The organism is Bradyrhizobium guangdongense (assembly GCF_004114975.1).
Classification (GTDB): Bacteria; Pseudomonadota; Alphaproteobacteria; order Rhizobiales; family Xanthobacteraceae; genus Bradyrhizobium; species Bradyrhizobium guangdongense.
In genome coordinates this window covers 2196568-2217295 of record NZ_CP030051.1, presented here as the reverse complement: position 1 = coordinate 2217295, position 20728 = coordinate 2196568, and the positions used below count along the sequence as shown (strand labels likewise).

The window sequence follows — 20728 nt, the reverse complement described above, 5'->3', positions numbered from 1 at the left end:
TCACATCCCTTCAGGCCCGCGACCGATCGCGGCAACGCCGGTGCGCGACACCTCGACAAGGCCGAGCGGGCGCATCAGGTCGATAAACTGGTTGATCTTGTCCGTATTGCCTGTGATCTCGAACACGAAGCTCTCGGTGGTGGCATCAATCACGCGGGCGCGGAAGGCATCCGCCAGACGCAGAGACTCGACGCGGTGTTCGCCCTGCCCGCGCACCTTCACCATCGCCAGCTCGCGCTCGATCGATCGGCGGGTCTGCGTCATGTCGACGACCTGGTAAACCGGAACCATGCGGTCGAGCTGATGCTTGATCTGCGCGATCACCATCGGCGTCCCCGTGGTGACGATGGTGATGCGCGACAGATGCTTCTGCGCTTCGGTCTCCGAGACCGTGAGGCTCTCGATGTTGTAGCCGCGGCCGGAGAACAGGCCGATGACGCGCGCGAGCACGCCCGGCTCGTTCTGCACCAGCACGGCCAACGTGTGTGTCTCGTTCGGATCGTGGCGTTCTTCGATGAAGTACGCGGATGCGGGCTGGTTCATTGTCATCCCCTCAAATCTATCGTGCTCACACCAGAGCCTTGCCGCCCGCGAAGGCCTTGGCCGTGGCCTCATCGTTGGCCTGCTCCGGCAGCAACATCTCGTTATGGGCCTTGCCGGAGGGAATCATCGGGAAACAATTCTCCAGCGCCGCGACACGGCAATCGAACAGCACCGGCCGCTTGACCGCGATCATCTCCTTGATGGCACCATCGAGATCGGCAGGCTTGGTGACCTGAAGACCGACTGCGCCATAGGCTTCCGCGAGCTTGACGAAATCCGGCAGCGCCTCGGAGTAGGAATGCGACAGGCGGTTGCCATGGAGCAGCTGCTGCCACTGCCGCACCATGCCCATGTACTGGTTGTTCAGGATGAAGATCTTGATCGGCAGCTCATACTGGACCGCCGTCGACATCTCCTGGATCGTCATCTGCACCGAGGCGTCGCCCGCGATGTCGATGACGAGGCTGTCGGGGTGCGCCACCTGCACGCCGACCGCGGCCGGCAGGCCGTAGCCCATCGTGCCGAGACCGCCCGACGTCATCCAGCGATGCGGCTCCTCGAAGCCATAGAACTGCGCCGCCCACATCTGATGCTGACCGACCTCGGTCGTGATGTAGGTGTCCTTGCCGCGCGTCGCCTCGAACAGGCTCTGGATCGCGTGCTGCGGCAGGATGATGTCGTTGCTCTTCTTGTAATAGAGCGAGTTGCGGGCGCGCCACTGCGCGATCTGCTGCCACCACGCCTTGATGTCGGGCTTCTTCGCCTCCGCCTTGAACACCTGGAGGATGTCGCCGAGGATGTTGCCGCAATCGCCGATGATCGGCACGTCGACGCGGATGTTCTTGTTGATCGAGGACGGGTCGATGTCGATGTGGATCTTCTTGGAGCCCGGCGAGAACGCATCGACACGGCCGGTGATGCGATCGTCGAAGCGTGCGCCGACGCACAACATGACGTCGCAATCATGCATGGTCATGTTGGCCTCGTAGGTGCCGTGCATGCCGAGCATGCCGAGCCAGTTCTTGCCCGACGCCGGATATGCACCGAGGCCCATCAGCGTGGAGGTGATCGGGAATCCGGTGATTTCGACCAGTTCACGCAGCAGCCTGGTGGCCTCGGGGCCGGAATTGATCACGCCTCCGCCGCTGTAGATCACGGGACGCTTGGCACTGGCGAGCAGCGAGACGGCCTTGCGGATCTGCGTCGCATCGCCCTTGACGCGCGGCGCGTAGGAGCGATGAACGTCGGATTTGCGCGGCGGATGATAGGTGCCGATCGCAAACTGCACGTCCTTGGGAACGTCGACCAGCACCGGGCCCGGACGGCCCGTGGTCGCGACGTAGAAGGCTTCGTGCAGGACCTTTGCGAGATCATTGACGTCGCGCACCAGCCAGTTGTGCTTGGTGCAGGGACGCGTGATGCCGACGGTGTCGCATTCCTGGAATGCATCGTTGCCGATCAGATGCGTCGGCACCTGGCCGGAGATGCAAACCAGCGGGATCGAGTCCATCAGCGCATCGGTCAGCGGCGTCACCATGTTGGTCGCCCCCGGACCTGAGGTCACCAGCGCGACGCCGGGCTTGCCGGTCGAGCGGGCATAGCCTTCGGCGGCGTGACCGGCGCCCTGCTCGTGGCGGACCAGGATGTGCTGGACTTCGCTCTGCTGGAAGATCTCGTCATAGATGGGAAGCACCGCGCCGCCGGGATAGCCGAAAATGTCGGTCACGCCATGATCGATGAGCGCGCGGACGATCATTGCGGCGCCGGTCATCTGGTTCGGATCGTGGCTCTTGTCGGTCATTGGCTTGCTCCGGATGCGCTGACGTCAGCGGCTTCGTTCGTGTCGGTTTCGGGAAATAAAAAAGGCCCCGAAGAGGGACCCTGCACACCGCCTGTCATGTGGATGGCAGCTAGCCACCCCCGGCGGTGTGCCTGGGTACGACGGCGATAAGGAGTTTGGTAATAATGTTACGCATGGCAGGCGCTCGGCTTCCCAAAGGTTGCGCGAAACATAGCGGCCAAAGCCTGGATGTCAAGGCAATGCGGCTGTTCCCGCGCGATTTTAGCAGTGTAGCGGCGTTCCCGGGGTTCGGCGAGAGGTAAAATCGAGCAAGCCCGGCACAAAAGCGTGTCAGCCGGGAGCCCGGGCCGTGACGGCCGCCGCCAGCCATCCCCTCGCCTCCTCCGGCTTCACCCATTCGAACTCCGGCAATTGGTGCCTGAACCAGGTGAATTGCCGCTTGGCATAGTGGCGGGTATCGGCGCGACCGATCGTGGCCGCCTCTTCCAGGCTGAGTTCACCGCGGAAATGCCGGATCAGGGCTGGCACGCCATGGGCCTTCATGGCCGGCAGCAGCGGGTCGAGGCCGCGGGCGGCGAGCCGCTCGACCTCATCAAGGGCCCCCGCGCCCAGCATGGCGCCAAACCGGGCGTCGATGCGGGCATAGAGTTCGTCGCGTTCGGGAGCGAGAAACACGGCGCGAAAACTGTCCTTCGGCAACAGCGGCGGCTGCTCGTCATGGTGCCAGTCGAGCAGCGAGCGGCCGGTCGCCTCGATCACTTCGAGCGCACGCGCGATCCGCGTGCGGTCGCGCAAGTTCAATCGCTCGGCCGCACGCGGGTCGCGGGTTGCGAGTTCCGCATGCAGCGCCTCGACGCCGTTCCGCTCCAGGCGTGCGCGGACGCCTTCGCGCACCTCTACCGGGATCGGCGGCACCACCGAAAGACCTGCTGTCAGCGCCTTGAAATACAGCCCGGTGCCGCCGATGAAGATCGGCAGACGGCCCCCGGCCTTCGCTTCTTCCAGCGCTTTCGCAGCATCAGCCACCCAGGCCCCCGCCGAGAAATTCACGGCCGCATCGACATAGCCATAGAGGCGGTGCGGGACGCGCGCTTCCTCATCCGGCGTCGGACGCGCGGTGATGATGCGGAGGTCACGATAGACCTGCATCGAATCGGCATTGATGACGTCGCCGTCTGCGCGCGAGGCAAGCTCCAGCGCCAGCGCCGACTTGCCGCTGGCGGTCGGGCCTGCGATAAGCACGGCCTTGATCGGATGCCCCTCGCTCACGAAAACCTCAAATGTCCCTCGTCGCCACGTTGATCTGCAATCCCGCCAATCCCGCGCTCGACTCCACCATCGTCGACGGCGCCCGCGCCGTGCTGCCGAAGGCGCAACCGGCGCACTGGCTGTTCGACGGGGTTGCGGTCGACATTCCTTTCGGCGCCGACAGTAACCTCGAAAGCGACCGTCACGCCATCGAACAGCGCCTCCGCGAGCTTCGCGGCGACCTGCCGATCGACATCGTGGTGCAGCCTGCCGGCTTCCGGCGCAAGAAGCTTTTTCTCGCCGACATGGATTCCACCATGATTGGCCAAGAATGCATCGACGAGCTTGCCGATCTCGTCGGGATGAAGGCCCACGTGGCCGCCATCACCGAACGCGCGATGCGTGGCGAGATCGAGTTCGAACCGGCATTGCGCGAGCGCGTCGCGCTGCTGAAAGACCTGCCCGCCGGCGTCGTCGACGAAGTGCTGGCCAAGCGCATCACGCTGACCCCGGGCGGCCGCGAATTGGTCGCGACCATGCGCGCCCACGGCGCCTATACCTGTCTCGTCTCCGGCGGCTTCACGCTGTTCACCAACGCGGTCGCCGCCAAGATCGGTTTCCAGGAAAATCGCGCCAACGAGCTCGTCGTGCGCGACGGCAAATTCACCGGCGAGGTCAAGGAGCCGATCCTGGGCCGTGCGGCCAAGCTCGCGACGCTGGTGGATCTGATGGAATCGTTCGATCTCGACGATGTCGACTCGGTGGTCGTCGGCGACGGCGCCAATGATCTGGCGATGATTCAGGCGGCGGGGCTCGGCGTGGCTTATCACGCCAAGCCGGCGGTCGCGGCGGCAGCAGCCGCGCGGATCGATCATGGCGATCTCACCGCACTGCTGTATGCGCAAGGATATCGGCGCGACGAGTTCGTGGAGGCGTAGCCTCCGTTGCCCCACTGCGGCGCCGCAGGCTGGGCAAAGGCGCCCTTGCGCCGTGCCCACCATTCTTCGCGATGGTGAAAGGTGGTGGGCACGCTTCGCTTTGCCCACCCTACGAGATTTGAGCCTGCGACTACTGCACGCTCAGCGCCACGAACCGCAGCTCGCCGTCACCATTGGACACGAGCAGCAGCGCCGACTTCTTGCCGTCCTTCTTGATCTGGTCGATCCGCTTCTGGACGTCGGCGCCGCTCGAGACGGCCTCCTGCGCGACCTCGACGATGACGTCGCCGGCGGAGAGTCGCTTCTCGGCGGCATCCGAATTGGCGTCGACATTGGTGACGACCACGCCCTTGACACTGTCCTTGATCTTGTAGCGCGCGCGCAGATCCTTGTTCAGCACCGCGAGATCCAGGCCGAGCGCCTTCTGCGTCACCGGCTTCTCCGGCGGAGGCTCATCGCTCTTCACCGCGGCCTGCACCTTGTCCGGATCCTGCAGGCGGCCGAGCGTGACCTTCTTGGTCTGCTCCTCGCCCTTGCGGATGATGACGACGTCGACCTCCTTGCCGACCGCGGTGTCGGCGACGACGCGGGACAGGTCCTTCGGGTCCTTGACGTCCTTTCCGTCGAACTTGACGACAACGTCGCCGGGCTCGATGCCGGCGGGCTTGGCCGGGCCCTTGTCGTCGACACCGGCGACCAGCGCGCCGCGCGCCGGCTTGACGTTGAGGCTCTCGGCGATTTCGTCGGTGACGCTCTGGATCCGCACGCCGAGCCAGCCGCGACGCAATTCGCCGAACTGGCGGAGCTGGTCGACCACGCCAGCGACTGTCTTCGACGGCACGGCGAAGCCGATGCCGATCGAGCCGCCCGAGGGCGAGATGATCAAGGTGTTGACGCCGATGACGTCGCCTTCGAGGTTGAACAGCGGGCCGCCGGAATTGCCGCGATTGATGGCGGCATCGGTCTGGATGTAGCTGTCATAGGGCCCCGAGGAAATGTCACGGTTCTTGGCCGAGACGATGCCCGCCGTCACCGTGCCGCCCAGACTGAACGGGTTGCCGATCGCGACCACCCAGTCACCCAAACGCAGCTTGTCGGAATCGCCGAACTTCACCGCAACGAGCGGCTTCGGCGGCTTGAACTTCAACACGGCGAGGTCGGTCTTCTTGTCGACACCGACCAGCTCGGCCTTGATCTTGGTGCCGTCGTTGAGAATGACGTTGATCTCGTCCGCGTCCGCAATGACGTGGTTGTTGGTCACGACGACGCCTGATGTGTCGATGATGAAGCCTGATCCGAGCGAGTTGGTCTTGCGCGGCGGGCCGCCGCCGTTGTCGCCGCCTTTGCCGCCGCCGGGACCCTTGCGGTTCTTGAAGAAGTCGTCGAAGAACTCCTCGAACGGCGAGCCGGGCGGCAGTTGCGGCATCGTGTTGCTGCCGCCGCCCTTGGCCTCGACGGTCTGCGACGTCGAGATATTGACGACCGCATCGATCACTTTCTCCGCGACGTCGGCGATGCCCTCCGGTCCGCGTGCATGTACCGGCGAGCCGAACACGCTGAAAGCACCGAGCGCGAGCGCGGCCAGCCCAAATCGCGCGTGTTGGCGCAAACGGGTCGGGACAATGGTGGCAGCGGTCATTGTGGTCTCCAGAGAAAAGGATTCGGCGTCAAGACTGCGCTCGAAGGGGGGGCACGCGCAAGCGCGGAGCTTAACGGGCCTCAAGTCCGTCATAATACGGCGAAATCCGGCCTCTCGCCTTCACTTTGGCGCTGGCGCAGCGGCTAGATCGGACGTCGCATAACCCAGATCAGGATCAGGCCGGCCACAGCCGAACCGATCCCGACCGCCCGCAGGATGTTGTCCGGCGTGGCGATGGCGCTCTTCATGGCCTTGCGCATCCAGGACGGACTTGCCGCGAACATCAAGCCTTCGAGCACGAACAGGATGCCTAAGCCGATGAGGAAGTCGGCGAACGCAATGGACCTCATCGGAATGGAACCTCCCGTGGTGCTGTTCTTGGTTGGACGAAGGGCGGCGAAAGCCGCCGCCCCTGTCTAGCTTACGGCTTCGCCGGCGTCTCGGCTGGCGTCTTGCCGGACGGGTTACCAAAATACCGGAAGAAATCCGAGTCCGGCCGCAGCAGGTAGCGGGTGTCGTCCTTCTTCAGCCCGTTCTCATAAGCGGTCATCGACCGGTAGAAGGCGAAGAAGTCAGCATCCTTGCCATAGGCTTCGGCGAACAGGCGGTTGCGCTCGGCATCACCCACGCCGCGCGTCTGTTCGGCCTGAGAGTTCGCGTCGGCGATGATCACCGTGACATCGCGGTCGGCCTTCGACTTGATCTCCTGCGCCTTCTGGCCACCCTGCGCGCGGAACTCGGCTGCTTCGCGCTGGCGCTCGGACTTCATCCGGTCGTACACCGCCTGGCTGTTCTGCTCCGGCAGGTCGGCGCGCCGAATGCGGACGTCGACCACCTCGATGCCATAACCGTCAGCCTCGTGGTCGAGTTGGTCGCGGATGCGCCCCATCAACTTTTCGCGCTCGTCACGCACCACCGTAATGAAGCTGACCTCACCCAGCACGCGACGAAGCGCCGCGTTCAACAGCGAGGTGAGCTGGAGGTTCGCGGCCTGGATCGAGCCGACGCTCTGATAGAAGCGCAATGCGTCCTTGATGCGATAGCGGGCAAAGGCGTCGACCACGAGCCGCTTCTGATCGGAGGCAATGACCTCCTGCGACGGGTTCTCGAGATCGAGGATTCGCTTGTCGATGTTGATCACCGAGTTCCAGGGCGCCTTGAAGTGCAGCCCGGGATCGGTGACGACATCCACCGGCTTGCCGAATTGCAGCACGATGGTCTGCTCGGTCTGCTGCACCGTGAACAGCGACATATAGCCGACGATCACGACCAGAAGCGCCGCAAGCAGCGCGACAAAGCCTGTCACGGGAGACCTCATCGGCTACCTCCGCTCGGCTGCTGGCCGGTCATCGTAGGCTTCTTGGCCGACAATTCATTGAGCGGCAGATAGGGCACGACGCCCTGGCCCGACGAGCTTCCGTCATAAATCAGCTTGTCCGAGCCGCCGAGCACGCGCTCCATCGTCTCCAGATAGATCCGTTCACGCGTCACGTCGGGCGCCTTCTTGTATTCCTCGTACACTTTCAGGAAGCGCGCGCTCTGGCCCTTGGCCTCGGCGACCGCCTGCTCCTTGTAGCCTTCGGCCGCTTGCAGGATCTGCGCAGCTTTGCCGCGGGCTTCAGGCACGACCTTGTTGGCATAGGTCTGCGCTTCGTTCTGCAGCTGCTCGAGATTGGCGCGCGCGGCCTGCACGTCGCGGAACGCATCGATCACCTGCGCCGGCGGGTCGACCTTCTGCATCTGCACCTGGGTGATCTGGATGCCGGCGCCGTAGCCGTCGAGCGTCTTCTGCATCAGGTCCTGCACGGTGGTCTCGGTCTGCGTCCGCGCCCCGGTCAGGATCGGCTGGATGTTGGAGCGGCCGATCACCTCGCGCATCGCGCTTTCGGCGACCGCCTTCACGGTGCCCTCGGGGTTCTGGATGTTGAACAGGAAGTTGCCGACGCCGTTGGGCTTGATGCGCCACAGCACGGTGAAGTCGACGTCGACGATGTTCTCGTCTCCGGTCAGCATCAGGCTCTCTTCAGGCACGTCACGGATCGAGCGGCCGCGGCGGGCCGGATCATCGATCAGTGTCATGCCGATTGAAATGGTGGAGACGCGCAGCGCCTTCGGCAGCAGCACGGTCTCGATCGGATAGGGCAGATGATAGTTCAGGCCCGGATCGACGGTGCGCACATGCTTGCCGAAGCGCAGCACGACGCCCTGCTCTTCGGACTGCACGCGGAAGAAGCCCGACAGCAGCCAGAGCGCGATGATGATGAGCAGGATCAGCGTGATGCCGATGCCGGAGAAATAGCCGCCCGGCATGATCTGCTGGAGCCGGTCCTGACCGCGCCGCAGAAGGTCTTCCAGATCCGGCGGCCTCGGCCCGACCGGTTGCGGGCCTGTGCCCCATGGTCCTTTCGGACCCGAGCCCCAAGGGCCACCGCCCTGATTCTTCCACGGCATTCGACGCTCTCCTCGGCAGACCGGGACTAGAACTTCAGCCGGCCCGCATTGTCCGGTCCGGCTTTATAGGGGACCGAAAGGGCCCTTACAACGCAAGCCTGACCGCCCTTCGAGCTAAGCTCGGAGGCAGAAAAGTCAATGTTAACATTGGCGAACGCGGTTAATGGGGTGATCGCCGACGATATGTCACATAGGAGTAGTCGGCGGTGTCGTCAGGTCCGGCCGGATGGCGAACACGCTCGGTCTCCTGCCACTGCGTCTTGTCGATGGCGAAATGCGTGTCACCGTCGGGACGCGCATGCACTTCCGTGATCTCGAGGCGATCGGCACGATCGAGCCACTGACGGTAGATTTCGGCGCCGCCGATCACCGCAATCTCGGCGACCGAACGCCGCAGGGCGTCACCACGCGCAACCGCTCCCGCGTCGGCTGCTGATGTCGTGACGATGGCGCCCGCGGCGCGATAGTCCGCGTCACGCGTGATGATGATGTTGGTGCGGTTCGGCAGCGGCCGGCGCCCGGGCAGGGATTCGAAGGTCTTGCGGCCCATGATGACGGGTTTGCCGACGGTGAGAGCCTTGAAGCGCGCCATATCGGATTTCAGCCGCCAGGGGATCGCATTGCCGGCTCCGATGACACCATTCTCCGCGACCGCAACGACGAACACGATCTCCATCAGGATGCTCTCCCCGCAAGCCGAGCCAGTGCAGCACCGGAGACGCGGCACAGCGTCCAATCGTCCAGCATGACGGCGCCGATCGATTTGTAGAATGCGATGGACGGCGCGTTCCAGTCGAGCACGGCCCATTGCAGGCGCGGCCAGCCATTGTCGACGCATTCCTGGGCCAGGTAGACCAGCAGCGCCTTGCCGAGACCCTTGCCGCGATGCGACGGCCGCACATACAAGTCTTCGAGATAGATGCCGTAGCGGCCGCTGAAGGTGGAGAAATTCAGGAACCAAACCGCAAAGCCGACCGGCTCGCCGTCCCAACAGGCGATCGCACAAAACAGCCTGGGATCGTTGCCGAACAAGGCTCCGGCAATATCGGCTTCGCTCGCCTCGATCTCATGCGAGAGCTTTTCGTATTCGGCAAGCTCGCGGACGAAATCAAGGACGAGCCCGGCCTCGCCAGGACGTGCGCGGCGGATGCTGAGCGACATCGGCGCTAGACTGCGACTTCCGCCTTGATATGCGGATGCGGATCGTAGCCCACGAGTTCGAAATCCTCATAACGGAAGGAGAAGATGTCCTTCACATCCGGATTGATCCGCATCACCGGCAAGGCGCGTGGCGCGCGCGTGAGCTGGAGTCGCGCCTGTTCCAGATGATTGGAATAGAGATGGGTGTCGCCGAACGAATGCACGAAGTCGCCGGGCTTCAGGCCGGTGACCTGAGCGACCATCATGGTGAGTAGCGCATAGGAAGCGATGTTGAAGGGCACGCCGAGGAAGACATCGGCCGAGCGCTGATAGAGCTGGCAGGACAATTTGCCGTTCGCGACGTAGAACTGGAACAGGCAGTGGCAGGGTGGCAGCGCCATCTTCTCGACGTCGGCCGGATTCCAGGCCGTGACGATCAGGCGTCGCGAATCCGGATTGCGCTTGATCATGTCGACGACGTTGGCGATCTGGTCGATGCTGCGTCCGTCCGGCGCCGGCCAGGAGCGCCATTGATGGCCGTAGACCGGCCCCAGATCGCCATTGGCGTCGGCCCATTCGTCCCAGATGGTGACGCCGTTGTCGCGCAGATATTTGATGTTGGTGTCGCCCTTCAGGAACCACAACAGCTCGTGCACGATCGCCTTCAGCGGCAGCCGCTTGGTCGTCAGCATCGGAAAGCCGGCGGACAGATTGAAGCGCATCTGATGGCCGAACACCGACAGCGTGCCGGTACCTGTCCGGTCGGTCTTCTCGGCGCCGTCTGAAAGAATCCGCTCGAGCAGGTCCTGATATTGGTGCATGTGCCCAAACCTTTAGAAACACGGCAGCCTTTGGGGAGGCGGCGAACTTAACGGCCGCCCTTGCGCTGCGACAGCATCGATTCGCTGCCTTCACCGATTATACCCGGAAAAGTGAGAGCTCCCGGCGCAAACGACAAGAGGCGGAACTCGCGTCCCGCCCCATTGCCTATCGCTTTGAAAGTACTGCCCAAGTTGCTTTTGACCATGGCGGGCCGACGCAGGCCGGGGCCGCGATCAGTTCTCGGATTCGGTGAACACCTCGTCGCGCTTGGCGCGCAGCACCGGCAGCACCGTGAGCACCAGCAGGAAAGCCGCAATCGCGAGCAGCACCGCCGAGAGCGGACGGGTCAGGAACACGCTCCAGTCACCGCGCGAGATCAGCAGCGCGCGGCGCAGGTTCTCTTCCATCAGCGGTCCGAGCACCATGCCGAGCAGCAGCGGCGCCGGCTCGAAATCGTGCTTGATCAGCCAGTAGCCGACCAGGCCGAACACGCCCGCAAGGATGACGTCGACCGGCGCGTTGTTCACCGAGTAGATGCCGATCGCACAGAAGATCACGATCGAGGGGAACATCAGCCTATACGGCACGCGCAAGAGGCGCACCCAGATGCCGACCAGCGGCAGGTTGATGATGATCAGCATCAGATTGCCGATCCACATCGAGGCGATCATGCCCCAGACCAGATCCGGCTGCTTCTGCATCACCTGCGGGCCGGGGACGATGCCGTGAATGGTCATCGCGCCCACCATCAGCGCCATCACCGCGTTCGGTGGGATGCCGAGGGTGAGCAGCGGGATGAAGGACGTTTGCGCCGCCGCGTTGTTGGCGCTTTCCGGCGCCGCCACGCCCTCGATCGCGCCACGGCCGAACCGCGACGGGTTCTTGGCCAGCTTCTTCTCGAGCGTGTAGGCCGCGAACGAGGCGATGACCGCGCCGCCGCCCGGCAGGATGCCGAGGATCGAGCCGAGCACGGTGCCGCGTCCGATCGCGGGCGCCGAGTCGATCAGATCCTTTCTGGTCGGCATCAGACCGGTGATCTTCTGCTGCACGAGGTCGCGGTTCATTTCGGCGCCGGCGTCGAGATTGCGGATGATCTCGGCAAAGCCGAACACGCCCATCGCCACCGTCGCAAAGCCGAGACCGTCGGCAAGCTCCGGAATGTTGAAGGCCATGCGCGAGGCGCCGGTCTCGATGTCGGAGCCCACCATCGACAGCAGCAGGCCGAACACGATCATCGCGATTGCCTTCAGCACCGAGCCCTTGGCGAGCACCACCGCGAAGATCAGGCCGAGCACCATCAGCGAGAAGTATTCCGCCGGACCGAAGGCGAGCGCCAGCTTGGTCAGCGGCGCGCCGAGCACGGCGATGAGCACGGTCGCGACGCAGCCGGCGAAGAACGAGCCGATCGCGGCGATCGCCAGCGCCGGACCGGCACGGCCCTGCTTGGCCATCGCGTGGCCGTCGATGGCGGTGACGACCGATGTCGCTTCGCCTGGAATGTTGACCAGGATCGACGTGGTCGAGCCGCCGTACTGGGCACCGTAATAGATACCTGCGAGCATGATCAGCGCACCCACCGGCGGCAGACCGAAGGTGATCGGCAGCAGCATCGCGACCGTGGCAATGGTGCCGATGCCCGGCAGCACGCCGACCAGCGTGCCGACGAGCGCACCGATCAGGCACATCAGAAGGTTGATTGGAGAGAAGGCGACGGCAAAACCGTGGGCGAGGTTGGCAAAGAGCTCCATGACAGCCTCACTGAGCCAGGAATCGCGGGAACATCGGCATCGGCAAGCCGAGCACGTAGGGGAACAACAGCGCGCAGCCGACCGTCAGGCAAGCGCCGACGATGGCGGCCTCCACCCAGCGCGTTTCATGCGATCCGAGAGCGGCGATCATGAAGCTCACGAAGGCCGAGACCACGAGGCCCAGCGGCCGGATCGCCAGCGCAAAAAACAGGATCGCGCACATCACGAACAGCGGCCCGCGCCAGGAATAATGAGCGAGCGCCGGCCCCTCGTTCAAAAGACCGGTCAAGGCGATACCGGCGGACAACGCCACCAGCAGTCCGCCGAACATCCGCGGTGCGGTGCCGGCACCGAAGGAGAAGCCGCGCATGCCCTGCAAATCGCTCGAAGCCCACAGCGCGAACAGTGCAAGCGCCATCAGGATGACGCCCCCGATATAGTCCTGGCCCGACCTGATCGTCATGAACAGCGTCACGATCGCCACCGCAAACAGCGGGTAGGAATAGATCAGCGCGAGCAGCACATCCGATGAGGTCTTCTTGGTCTCACCGCCGACCGCGCCGAGCAGAGCGGCGGGACCGCCCGCAACCAGCGCCGTGGCATGGCTGATCAGGACCGTAGCCGGACCGCGTCCCGCACCCCAGCCGAAGATCGTTCCGATCGACCAGATGAATTCGAAAATCTGCGGCGCAAGCGCCAATAGACAGAAGCCGAGCGCCACCGAGGTGTTTCGGGTGACTGTCGCCGAGTGGCCCATCGTATCGGCCATGCTTGTCTCCTCCGCGACCCGCAAGTCACGAGCACTGTTGTTCTAAATCGGCTGGAACTGGATACCCGCCCGGATCACTGCCTAGCGATTTTCATCACACAATGCCAGCAAAACCCAACAGTCCTCCTGCGAGCAGAAGCCACAATGGATTGACGCGCGAGATCGAGGCGATCAGCGCAACCATCGCGGTCAGAAGCAGTGCAGCAATGCTGCGATCTGTCGACTGGGCCAGGATCAGAGCGCTGGCTGCCATCAATCCAATCGAGAGCGGAACCAGTGCAGCCTGAATCAGGCCGGGCCAGCGGGACTGGCTCGGCCGATTCAAGAGACGGCTGACACAATAGGCAAGCAGCGCCGTGGGCAGGCACATCGCCAGCGTTGCCGCCAGCGCGCCAGGGACGCCGGCCACGGCATAGCCGATTAACGTGACGATAAGCACGTTGGGACCCGGCGAGAGCTGCGCGATCGCATAGGCGTCGGTGAACTGCTTGTCGGTCATCCAGTGGTGCACATCGACGGCGATGCGATGCATCTCGGGCACGGCGGCGGCTGCGCCGCCGACCGCGAACAGCGACATCAGACCAAAGGTGGAGATCAGCGACCAGATCGGGTTCTCGGTGCTCATGCTGCTACCTTCCGTCGCATCACATAGGTGATGCCGATGCTGAGCGGGATCGCGACCAGGAGCACCGCCTGCAGTGGCAGGCGCAGCACGCCGATGGCCAGGAACACGCCCAGCATCAGGATGAGCACCACGATCTCCATTCGCTTGAGCAGCGGCGTCATCATACGGAAGACCACCGCGATCAAGAGACCGACCGCGGCGCAAGAGATGCCTGCGAGACTGCGACGGAGCATTTCCACGTCGCCGAACCGGGCGTAGATGATCGCGAGCACAGTCATGATCAGCGTTGGCGGCAGCAGCAATCCGGTGAAGGCGGCGACCCCGCCGGCAATCCCGCGCAGCCGCGACCCGAACACCATCGACAGATTGACGATGTTGGGCCCCGGCAGGAAATGGCAGAGCGCAAAGGTTTCGTTGAACTCGTCCGCCGTCATCCAGCAGTGCTGCTCGACGATGGCGCGCCGGGCAAAGACCAGGACGCCGCCAAAGCCGGCCAGCGACATCCGGGCAAAGGCCAGGGATAGCGCGAGCAGGCCGGGCGACGGGACGCGAGCGGCAGGGATAGCCGGCGCCTGATCCGGCTCGTGCATGGCCGGTGCTGAATCCGTGGACATGTCAGGAGCTTAGAACGCGGCCCGCGATGCGGCCAAGATCGCGCCTTGGGCCGTCCCCGACCTATCCAAAGGGAACCGCGCCCTGCCCACTCGAAACCCCTGTTTTTTGAAACCTTTGCCCCCTATATTGGGGGTGCCGGTTCGCCGGCTATGGAAATAAACGGTCGTCGCAATAAACCATTCGGACCCGGGGGCGGTACCCGGCGCCTCCACCAAAGCCCATTTGCGGGCTACCTCCAAAGCGGGCTTTGGCGGGGGCGAAATAGGATCGACGAGGGCGTAAAGGGCGTGCTTTTTCCCGGTATTGTTCCGCCGTTATCGGGCTACTGCAATAGTTGCCAACGACAACTTTGCTCCGGTTGCTCAGGCTGCGTAACGCAGTTTGAAAGACCACTTTAAAGTCCTAACGGGTTAAGCTCCGTTAGGCGGGGTTCGGAGGCACCTGGCAACAGAAGCCTCCACTTACCTCTGATTTCCTTCCCGGCGGGGACTCCTGCTGACCTCTCAGGCGCGATACTATCGCAGCTTGGCGAGTCGGACCGCGGGTCCGGCTTCGGGATGCAACAGGACCACCATGGCGACCGACCATATCCGATACGATGTGCTTGCCCGCGACGCATTGCGCGGCGTGCTGCGCAAGGTGCTGACCGACGCCGCGGCCCATGGCCTGCCGGGCGAACACCATTTCTTCATCACCTTCGTATCGAAGGCCGAGGGCGTGAAGCTGTCGCCGCGGCTCCTGGCGCAGTATCCGGAAGAGATGACGATCATCCTGCAGCACCAGTTCTGGGACTTGACCGTGCTCGAAGACCGCTTCGAGGTCGGCCTCTCCTTCGGCGGCATCCCCGAGCGGCTGGTCGTGCCATTCAGCGCCATCAAGAGCTTTCTCGACCCCTCCGTGAAATTCGGCCTCCAATTCGATACGTCAGATGTGACCGAGGTCGCGGGCGAGAACTTGCCGGCGGCGCCTGCTACGTCCGCGGTCGCGGTGCCGGCGCCCGCCACCGAGGCGGCGGAGAGCACGGACGAGCCGCCACCGCCGAACCAGGGCGGCGCCGAAGTTGTCCGACTCGACCGTTTCCGCAAGAAATGATCTAGCCTGGGCGCGAAGCCATCGCGCCCCGCCAAACTCCCTATATAGATGAGCACGAAAGCCGCGCGGAATTCCGCACGGCAGAATGGATGTGCTCATGGCCAAAGCTGCCCGCGCGAAGACCGCCCGCCCCGCGACACGCACCGAGACCGACAGTTTCGGTCCCATCGAGGTCCCCGCCGATCGCTATTGGGGGGCGCAGACCGAGCGCTCGCGGCAGAATTTCCGCATCGGCAGCGATCGCATGCCGATCTCGCTCGTGCACGCGCTCGGCATCGTCAAGCTCGCGGCCGCACGGACCAACCTCGAACTCGGTCTGCTCGACAAACGCCGCGCCACCGCCATCATCCGCGCCGCGCACGAGGTGATCGAGGGCAAGCTCGACGATCACTTTCCGCTGGTCGTGTGGCAGACCGGCTCGGGCACCCAAAGCAACATGAACCTCAACGAGGTCATCGCCAACCGCGCCAACGAGCTGCTCGGCGGCGAACTCGGTGCCAAGAAGCCGGTGCATCCCAACGACCACGTCAACATGAGCCAGTCGTCGAACGACTCCTTCCCGACCGCGATGCACATTGCTGCCGCAAACCGCATCAATGCCGATCTCGTTCCCGCCCTCGGTGAGCTGCACCGCGCGCTACGCAAGAAGGAGAAGGAGTTCGCGAAGATCGTGAAGATCGGCCGCACCCACACCCAGGATGCGACGCCGCTGACGCTAGGCCAGGAATTTTCCGGCTATGCCGCCCAAGTCGAAAGCGGCATCGCGCGACTGAAGGTCGCGGTGAAAGAGCTCTATCCGCTGGCCCAGGGCGGCACCGCCGTCGGCACCGGCCTCAACTCCAAGCCGCGCTTCGCCAAGCTGTTCGCCAAGCACGTCGCCAAGATCACCAAGCTGCCCTTCACTAGCGCCGCCAACAAATTCGAGGCGCTGGCATCGAACGATGCCTACGTGCTTGCGCATGGCGCCATCAATTCCGTCGCCACAGGCCTGTTCAAGGTCGCCAACGATATCCGCCTGCTCGGATCGGGCCCGCGCTCGGGTCTCGGCGAGTTGATCCTGCCGGAGAACGAGCCGGGCTCGTCGATCATGCCGGGCAAGGTCAATCCGACGCAGTGCGAAGCGATGACCATGGTGTGCTGCCAGATCTTCGGCAATCATACCGCGATCACGGTCGCGGGCAGCCAGGGCCATTTCGAGCTCAACGTCTACAAGCCCGTGCTCGCCTACAACATGCTGCACTCGATCCGCCTGATGGCGGATGCGGCGCGCTCCTTCACCGAACATTGTGTCAGCGGCATCCGCGCCGACGAGAAGCGCATCAAGGAGTTGATGCAGCGCTCGCTGATGCTGGTGACGGCGCTGGCGCCGAAGATCGGCTACGACAACGCGGCCAAGGTCGCCAAGACCGCGCACGCCAACGGCACCACGCTGAAGGAGGAGGCGCTGCGGCTCGGCTTCGTCTCGGCCGACGAGTTCGATCGCCTGGTCCGCCCGGAGAAGATGACAAGCCCGGGCTAGACTTCCGAATTCCGATAGCCATCCGTAATGATACGGAACCCCCGGCGCGCAGAAATATGCGACTTTGGGGACGGGATTTGATTACCGTCAATGTTGCGGCAGGACGGCGTGTTACGCAGCCTTTCCGCCCCTCCACCGGGTGAAATTCATCGTTTGGTGGCCCCAGGGGCCGATTGACGAGGATGAGCGAATGACGATCAACTCTTTTGGGGCGCAAAGCGGCCCCCTGTTAGTTTCATCCTGCCTGGAAAGGATCGGATGATGGAGACGCGGCATGGGGAACGTCATCAACCTGAATCGTTTCAGGAAGCGCGCCGAGCGGGAAGCCTCGGCGAAGCAGGCGGACGCCAACCGAACGAAGTTCGGCCGCACGAAAGCCGAGCGATCGGCGGCGGAGAAGCAGGCGGACCAGGCGAAGGCGCATCTGGACCAGCATCGGATCGATCGCGAGGAGCGGCCATGAAGTCGCCCGTCGTAAAACGGTCGATTGTCGTCGCCGGCCACAAGACCAGCGTCAGCCTGGAAGAGGCGTTCTGGAACGGCATGAAGGAAATCTCGGGCCTGCGCAACATGACGCTGTCCGAGCTCGTCGGCGAGATCGACGGCGCGCGCCAGCAGGGCAATTTGTCCTCGGCGATCCGTCTGTTCGTGCTCGATTACTTCAAGAGCCGCGCCATGGCCGCCATGCAGCCGGACAAGGTCCCGGCGCAGTAGCGCCGGGCACGCCGCCCACGGCTTCGTGATCCGCACTTTAAAATCGCTCTAAGGTGCAGTTTCAGCGGGGGCGCGCGCTTGACCTCAATGCCCTGCATTGAAAATACAGGGCATGACCGACCTCCATGACATGCGCCGCGAGATGCCGCTGGGCCTGGCCCAGCGCGGCTATACCGGCGTCATTCAGCACCTCTCCGCCAAGGACGCGGGATCGGCGCTCTCGGACATCGAGCTCGAGAGCCGGCTGATCGAACTCGGCTTCGTCGAGGGCGCCCGGGTCGAGGTCCTGCACGAGGGGCTGGTCGGGCGCGATCCGATCGCCGTGCGGGTCGACAACATCACCATCGCGGTGCGCCGTCGCGAGGCCATGGCCATCATCGTCGCCTGAGATCGCGGCCGGACACCTGATCCATGGAATTACCTCTTCTGCATGTCGCCCTGGTGGGCACGCCAAACAGCGGCAAGACGTCGCTGTTCAATGCCCTGACCGGCAGCCGGCAGAAGGTCGCGAACTATCCGGGCGTCACCGTCGAGCGCAAGGAAGGTTTTTTCGTCACGCCTCTGGGACGCCAGGTTTCGGTCGTCGACCTGCCCGGCACCTATTCGCTGCGCGGCCGCAGCCCGGACGAGGAGATCACCCGCGACTTCGTGCTCGGCAAGGCCTCCGGCGAGATCTTGCCCGATCTCGTGCTGTGCGTGGCCGATTCCACCAATCTGCGCCTGACCATCCGCCTGCTGCTGGAGCTGAAGCGCACCGGCCGGCCGATGATCCTCGTACTCAACATGTTCGACATCGCGAGCCGCCGCGGCATCTCGGTCGACGTCGACAGGCTCGCCAAGGAGCTCGGCGTGCCCGTGGTCACCTCGATCGCGGTGCGCAAGGGCGGCACGGCCGACCTCCTGGCGCTCACCGACGAGATCTCGGCCAAGCTCGCCGCCGAGCCTTCCGAGAACAGCTGGCGCGCGCTCAGCGTCGCCGAGCTGCGCGCCACCCAGCGCGAGGCCGACCGCATCATCGCCGATTGCGTCAGCCTGCCTGCCAGGCCCGACACGTTGACCTCGCGCATCGATGCCGTGGTGCTGCACCCGGTCGGCGGGCTGGTCGTGCTCGCCGCGATCCTGTTCGTGATGTTCCAGGCGGTGTTCGCCTGGGCGCAGCCGCTGATGGAGCTGCTCCAGTCCGGCTTCGATGCGCTCGGCGAGTTCGTGCATGCCACCCTGCCCGCCGGCCTGTTGCAGAGCTTCCTGCAGAACGGCGTGATCTCCGGTGTCGGCAGCGTCATCGTGTTCCTGCCGCAGATCATCATCATCTTCCTGTTCATCCTGCTGCTGGAAGATTTCGGCTACATGGCGCGCGCCGCGTTCCTGATGGATCGCATCATGGGCGGCGCGGGGCTGCACGGCCGCGCCTTCATCCCGCTGCTGTCGAGCTTTGCCTGCGCCATTCCCGGCATCATGGCGACGCGCGTCATCGACAACAAGCGCGACCGGCTGACCACGATTCTGATCGCGCCGCTGATGACCTGCTCGGCGCGCATCCCGGTCTACACGCTGATCATCTCGGCCTTCATTCCGGCCAAGGACGTCTGGGGCTTCATCAACCTGCAGGGCCTCGTGATGTTCGGCCTCTACGGCGCCGGCATCACCAGCGCGCTCGTGGTCTCGTTCCTGATCAAGTTCTTCATGCTGCGCGACTATGCGCCGGCGCCGTTCATGCTGGAGCTGCCGGACTACAAGGTGCCCAGGCTGAAATCGATCGCGATCGGCATCTACACCCGCGCCAAGATGTTCCTGCAGCGCGCCGGCACCACGATCTTCTCGATGATGGTGCTGATCTGGTTCCTGGCCTCGTTCCCGCAGCCGCCGGCAGGCGCGACCGAGCCGGCGATCGACTTCAGCCTCGCCGCCATCATCGGCAAGGCGATCGCTCCTCTGCTCGCCCCGGTCGGCTTCAACTGGCAGATCGCGGTGGCGCTGATCCCGGGCATGGCGGCGCGCGAGGTCGCGGTCGCAGCGCTCGGCACCGTCTATGCGATCGAGGGCGGCAAGGAAGCGGCCGAGCAGATCGGCCAGGTGCTGGCAACCAAATGGTCGCTTGCAACCGCCCTGTCGATGCTCGCCTGGTACATCTTCGCTCCGCAATGCGCGTCCACCCTCGCCGTGATCAGACGCGAGACCGGAAGCTGGACCTGGATGGCCGTGACCTTCAGCTACATGCTGGTGCTGGCCTATGCGGCGAGCCTCCTGACCTACAACGTCGCGGTTGCGCTCGGCGCGGGTTAGCCCCTACAACCCAAATTGCGAAAACAACCCCATGCACAGTAGACGGGGGTTTGTCAGATCAAGGGCTTAGCACGCGCAAAAATCATGCGCCGGCAACACACGCTCTGCGCTTCGGAAAATCCGTTGACGCGTCGGGCAAAACACTGGCATGATGGCATCGTCGGCTCTTGCGGCATCAAGATCGCAACCAGCTTCACCGCGGCCATCCGTGTCCATCGATCACTTCAGCACCGACCGACTCACCGCCGAGCGGCTTCACGAAAGCCACCTCGCCGATCTCGTCGCGCTCCACCTCGATCCCGAAGTCTCCCGCTTTCTCGGCGGGGTGCGCTCGGCGGAGACGACGAAAGCCTATGTCGCGACCAACATGACCCATTGGGACCAGCACGGTTATGGGCTGTGGGCATTGCGCACGAAGGACCGCGCGTTCGCCGGGCGCGCGGGCATCCGGCGCATCCTCGTGGACGGCGTCGACGAGACCGAGATTGCCTACGCGTTCAAGCGTGATCTCTGGGGCCGGGGGCTTGCGAGCGAGATCGCGGTTGCGCTGACGGAAATTGGGCTGTCGCGGCTCGACTTATCCTCGCTCATCGGTCTCGTCTTTGTCGAACATGGCGCCTCGCGCCGCGTGTTGGAAAAATCGAACTATCTGTTGGAGAAGACCACGATACATCACGGCGAAGACGTCGTGATCTACCGCATCCAGCGGTAATGCTCGAATGCCGGCGGTGCACAACATGGGTGCTGCCGATACAAGCGTTCCAGATCGAACGCGACACCC

At 64.0% G+C, this 20728-nt stretch carries 22 protein-coding genes and 1 other RNA gene; 9 read left to right on the top strand and 14 right to left on the bottom strand.

The genetic code is table 11. The features are described from left to right. From ilvN to miaA, 3 genes are all read right to left on the bottom strand, one after another. On the bottom strand, window positions 1-543 hold the full coding sequence (gene ilvN / locus X265_RS10585) for an acetolactate synthase small subunit (RefSeq protein ID WP_092299629.1): 543 nt from the start codon (window positions 541-543) through the stop codon (window positions 1-3). A 25-nt stretch (window positions 544-568) separates the two neighbouring features. Continuing rightward, window positions 569-2344 carry an acetolactate synthase 3 large subunit gene (locus X265_RS10580; RefSeq protein WP_128964775.1) on the bottom strand — a complete coding sequence of 592 codons (1776 nt, stop codon included), beginning with the start codon at window positions 2342-2344 and terminating at the stop codon, window positions 569-571. A 330-nt stretch (window positions 2345-2674) separates the two neighbouring features. Then, window positions 2675-3613, bottom strand: a complete 939-nt coding sequence (gene miaA / locus X265_RS10575; protein ID WP_128964774.1) for a tRNA (adenosine(37)-N6)-dimethylallyltransferase MiaA — start codon at window positions 3611-3613, stop codon at window positions 2675-2677. A gap of 11 nt (window positions 3614-3624) precedes the next feature. Here miaA and serB point away from each other — a divergent pair, with 11 nt between their 5' ends. Beyond that, a complete protein-coding gene (serB, locus tag X265_RS10570; RefSeq protein WP_128964773.1) occupies window positions 3625-4530 on the top strand; it encodes a phosphoserine phosphatase SerB in 906 nt (301 codons plus the stop codon). 130 nt (window positions 4531-4660) lie between these two features. Here serB and X265_RS10565 read toward each other — a convergent pair whose 3' ends face one another. The 11 genes from X265_RS10565 to X265_RS10515 form a co-directional block, all read right to left on the bottom strand. Next, complete coding sequence (locus X265_RS10565) at window positions 4661-6169, bottom strand: Do family serine endopeptidase (protein ID WP_128964772.1); 1509 nt, start codon at window positions 6167-6169, stop codon at window positions 4661-4663. A gap of 143 nt (window positions 6170-6312) precedes the next feature. After that, window positions 6313-6519: a DUF2065 domain-containing protein gene (locus X265_RS10560; protein WP_128964771.1), complete on the bottom strand. Its 207-nt coding sequence runs from the start codon at window positions 6517-6519 to the stop codon at window positions 6313-6315. Between the two features lie 71 nt (window positions 6520-6590). Further along, complete coding sequence (gene hflC / locus X265_RS10555; RefSeq protein ID WP_128964770.1) at window positions 6591-7487, bottom strand: protease modulator HflC; 897 nt, start codon at window positions 7485-7487, stop codon at window positions 6591-6593. Next, a complete protein-coding gene (hflK, locus tag X265_RS10550) occupies window positions 7484-8620 on the bottom strand; it encodes an FtsH protease activity modulator HflK (RefSeq protein WP_128964769.1) in 1137 nt (378 codons plus the stop codon). Before hflK ends, hflC begins: the two co-directional genes overlap by 4 nt. 160 nt (window positions 8621-8780) lie before the next feature. After that, complete coding sequence (locus tag X265_RS10545; RefSeq protein ID WP_128964768.1) at window positions 8781-9296, bottom strand: dihydrofolate reductase; 516 nt, start codon at window positions 9294-9296, stop codon at window positions 8781-8783. Further along, window positions 9296-9781, bottom strand: a complete 486-nt coding sequence (locus X265_RS10540; RefSeq protein ID WP_128964767.1) for a GNAT family N-acetyltransferase — start codon at window positions 9779-9781, stop codon at window positions 9296-9298. Before X265_RS10540 ends, X265_RS10545 begins: the two co-directional genes overlap by 1 nt. A 5-nt stretch (window positions 9782-9786) precedes the next feature. Next, on the bottom strand, window positions 9787-10581 hold the full coding sequence (locus X265_RS10535; protein ID WP_128964766.1) for a thymidylate synthase: 795 nt from the start codon (window positions 10579-10581) through the stop codon (window positions 9787-9789). Window positions 10582-10815: 234 nt separating this feature from the next. Further along, on the bottom strand, window positions 10816-12330 hold the full coding sequence (locus X265_RS10530; protein ID WP_128964765.1) for a tripartite tricarboxylate transporter permease: 1515 nt from the start codon (window positions 12328-12330) through the stop codon (window positions 10816-10818). 7 nt (window positions 12331-12337) lie between these two features. Beyond that, window positions 12338-13099 (bottom strand): tripartite tricarboxylate transporter TctB family protein, encoded by a 762-nt coding sequence (locus X265_RS10525; RefSeq protein WP_128964764.1) that lies wholly within the window; start codon window positions 13097-13099, stop codon window positions 12338-12340. A gap of 94 nt (window positions 13100-13193) precedes the next feature. Continuing rightward, on the bottom strand, window positions 13194-13724 hold the full coding sequence (locus tag X265_RS10520) for a chromate transporter (protein ID WP_128964763.1): 531 nt from the start codon (window positions 13722-13724) through the stop codon (window positions 13194-13196). After that, a complete protein-coding gene (locus X265_RS10515; RefSeq protein ID WP_128964762.1) occupies window positions 13721-14338 on the bottom strand; it encodes a chromate transporter in 618 nt (205 codons plus the stop codon). The genes X265_RS10520 and X265_RS10515 overlap by 4 nt, the downstream gene beginning before the upstream one ends. 96 nt (window positions 14339-14434) lie before the next feature. Here X265_RS10515 and ssrA point away from each other — a divergent pair. The 8 genes from ssrA (at window position 14435) to X265_RS10475 (ending at window position 20659) form a co-directional block, all read left to right on the top strand. After that, window positions 14435-14801, top strand: a transfer-messenger RNA (tmRNA) gene (gene ssrA / locus X265_RS10510). A gap of 111 nt (window positions 14802-14912) precedes the next feature. Beyond that, complete coding sequence (locus X265_RS10505) at window positions 14913-15431, top strand: SspB family protein (protein WP_128964761.1); 519 nt, start codon at window positions 14913-14915, stop codon at window positions 15429-15431. A gap of 85 nt (window positions 15432-15516) precedes the next feature. Further along, window positions 15517-16950, top strand: coding sequence for a class II fumarate hydratase (gene fumC, locus X265_RS10500; RefSeq protein WP_128964760.1), 1434 nt, complete (start codon window positions 15517-15519; stop codon window positions 16948-16950). A 274-nt stretch (window positions 16951-17224) separates the two neighbouring features. Next, window positions 17225-17413 (top strand): DUF4169 family protein, encoded by a 189-nt coding sequence (locus X265_RS10495; protein WP_128964759.1) that lies wholly within the window; start codon window positions 17225-17227, stop codon window positions 17411-17413. Then, window positions 17410-17664, top strand: coding sequence for a ribbon-helix-helix domain-containing protein (locus X265_RS10490; RefSeq protein ID WP_128950354.1), 255 nt, complete (start codon window positions 17410-17412; stop codon window positions 17662-17664). The genes X265_RS10495 and X265_RS10490 overlap by 4 nt, the downstream gene beginning before the upstream one ends. 112 nt (window positions 17665-17776) lie before the next feature. Then, entirely contained in the window at window positions 17777-18052 is a 276-nt protein-coding gene (locus X265_RS10485) for a FeoA family protein (RefSeq protein ID WP_128964758.1), read from the top strand. 23 nt (window positions 18053-18075) lie between these two features. Further along, window positions 18076-19947, top strand: coding sequence for a ferrous iron transporter B (gene feoB / locus X265_RS10480; protein ID WP_128964757.1), 1872 nt, complete (start codon window positions 18076-18078; stop codon window positions 19945-19947). Window positions 19948-20161: 214 nt separating this feature from the next. After that, complete coding sequence (locus tag X265_RS10475; protein ID WP_164938990.1) at window positions 20162-20659, top strand: GNAT family N-acetyltransferase; 498 nt, start codon at window positions 20162-20164, stop codon at window positions 20657-20659. The last annotated feature ends 69 nt before the right edge of the window (window positions 20660-20728 follow it).

Excerpts from the sequence above, each read along its gene's own strand:
- feoB (WP_128964757.1), top strand. The coding sequence starts at position 18,076 with ATGGAATTACCTCTTCTGCATGTCGCCCTGGTGGGCACGCCAAACAGC.
- X265_RS10505 (WP_128964761.1), top strand. The coding sequence starts at position 14,913 with ATGGCGACCGACCATATCCGATACGATGTGCTTGCCCGCGACGCATTG.
- X265_RS10540 (WP_128964767.1), bottom strand. The coding sequence starts at position 9,781 with ATGTCGCTCAGCATCCGCCGCGCACGTCCTGGCGAGGCCGGGCTCGTC.
- X265_RS10535 (WP_128964766.1), bottom strand. The coding sequence starts at position 10,581 with ATGCACCAATATCAGGACCTGCTCGAGCGGATTCTTTCAGACGGCGCC.
- X265_RS10560 (WP_128964771.1), bottom strand. The coding sequence starts at position 6,519 with ATGAGGTCCATTGCGTTCGCCGACTTCCTCATCGGCTTAGGCATCCTG.
- X265_RS10495 (WP_128964759.1), top strand. The coding sequence starts at position 17,225 with ATGGGGAACGTCATCAACCTGAATCGTTTCAGGAAGCGCGCCGAGCGG.
- X265_RS10545 (WP_128964768.1), bottom strand. The coding sequence starts at position 9,296 with ATGGAGATCGTGTTCGTCGTTGCGGTCGCGGAGAATGGTGTCATCGGA.
- X265_RS10485 (WP_128964758.1), top strand. The coding sequence starts at position 17,777 with ATGACCGACCTCCATGACATGCGCCGCGAGATGCCGCTGGGCCTGGCC.
- fumC (WP_128964760.1), top strand. The coding sequence starts at position 15,517 with ATGGATGTGCTCATGGCCAAAGCTGCCCGCGCGAAGACCGCCCGCCCC.
- X265_RS10530 (WP_128964765.1), bottom strand. The coding sequence starts at position 12,330 with ATGGAGCTCTTTGCCAACCTCGCCCACGGTTTTGCCGTCGCCTTCTCT.
- X265_RS10490 (WP_128950354.1), top strand. The coding sequence starts at position 17,410 with ATGAAGTCGCCCGTCGTAAAACGGTCGATTGTCGTCGCCGGCCACAAG.
- X265_RS10520 (WP_128964763.1), bottom strand. The coding sequence starts at position 13,724 with ATGAGCACCGAGAACCCGATCTGGTCGCTGATCTCCACCTTTGGTCTG.
- X265_RS10565 (WP_128964772.1), bottom strand. The coding sequence starts at position 6,169 with ATGACCGCTGCCACCATTGTCCCGACCCGTTTGCGCCAACACGCGCGA.
- X265_RS10515 (WP_128964762.1), bottom strand. The coding sequence starts at position 14,338 with ATGTCCACGGATTCAGCACCGGCCATGCACGAGCCGGATCAGGCGCCG.
- X265_RS10525 (WP_128964764.1), bottom strand. The coding sequence starts at position 13,099 with ATGGCCGATACGATGGGCCACTCGGCGACAGTCACCCGAAACACCTCG.
- serB (WP_128964773.1), top strand. The coding sequence starts at position 3,625 with ATGTCCCTCGTCGCCACGTTGATCTGCAATCCCGCCAATCCCGCGCTC.
- X265_RS10580 (WP_128964775.1), bottom strand. The coding sequence starts at position 2,344 with ATGACCGACAAGAGCCACGATCCGAACCAGATGACCGGCGCCGCAATG.
- ilvN (WP_092299629.1), bottom strand. The coding sequence starts at position 543 with ATGAACCAGCCCGCATCCGCGTACTTCATCGAAGAACGCCACGATCCG.
- hflC (WP_128964770.1), bottom strand. The coding sequence starts at position 7,487 with ATGAGGTCTCCCGTGACAGGCTTTGTCGCGCTGCTTGCGGCGCTTCTG.
- hflK (WP_128964769.1), bottom strand. The coding sequence starts at position 8,620 with ATGCCGTGGAAGAATCAGGGCGGTGGCCCTTGGGGCTCGGGTCCGAAA.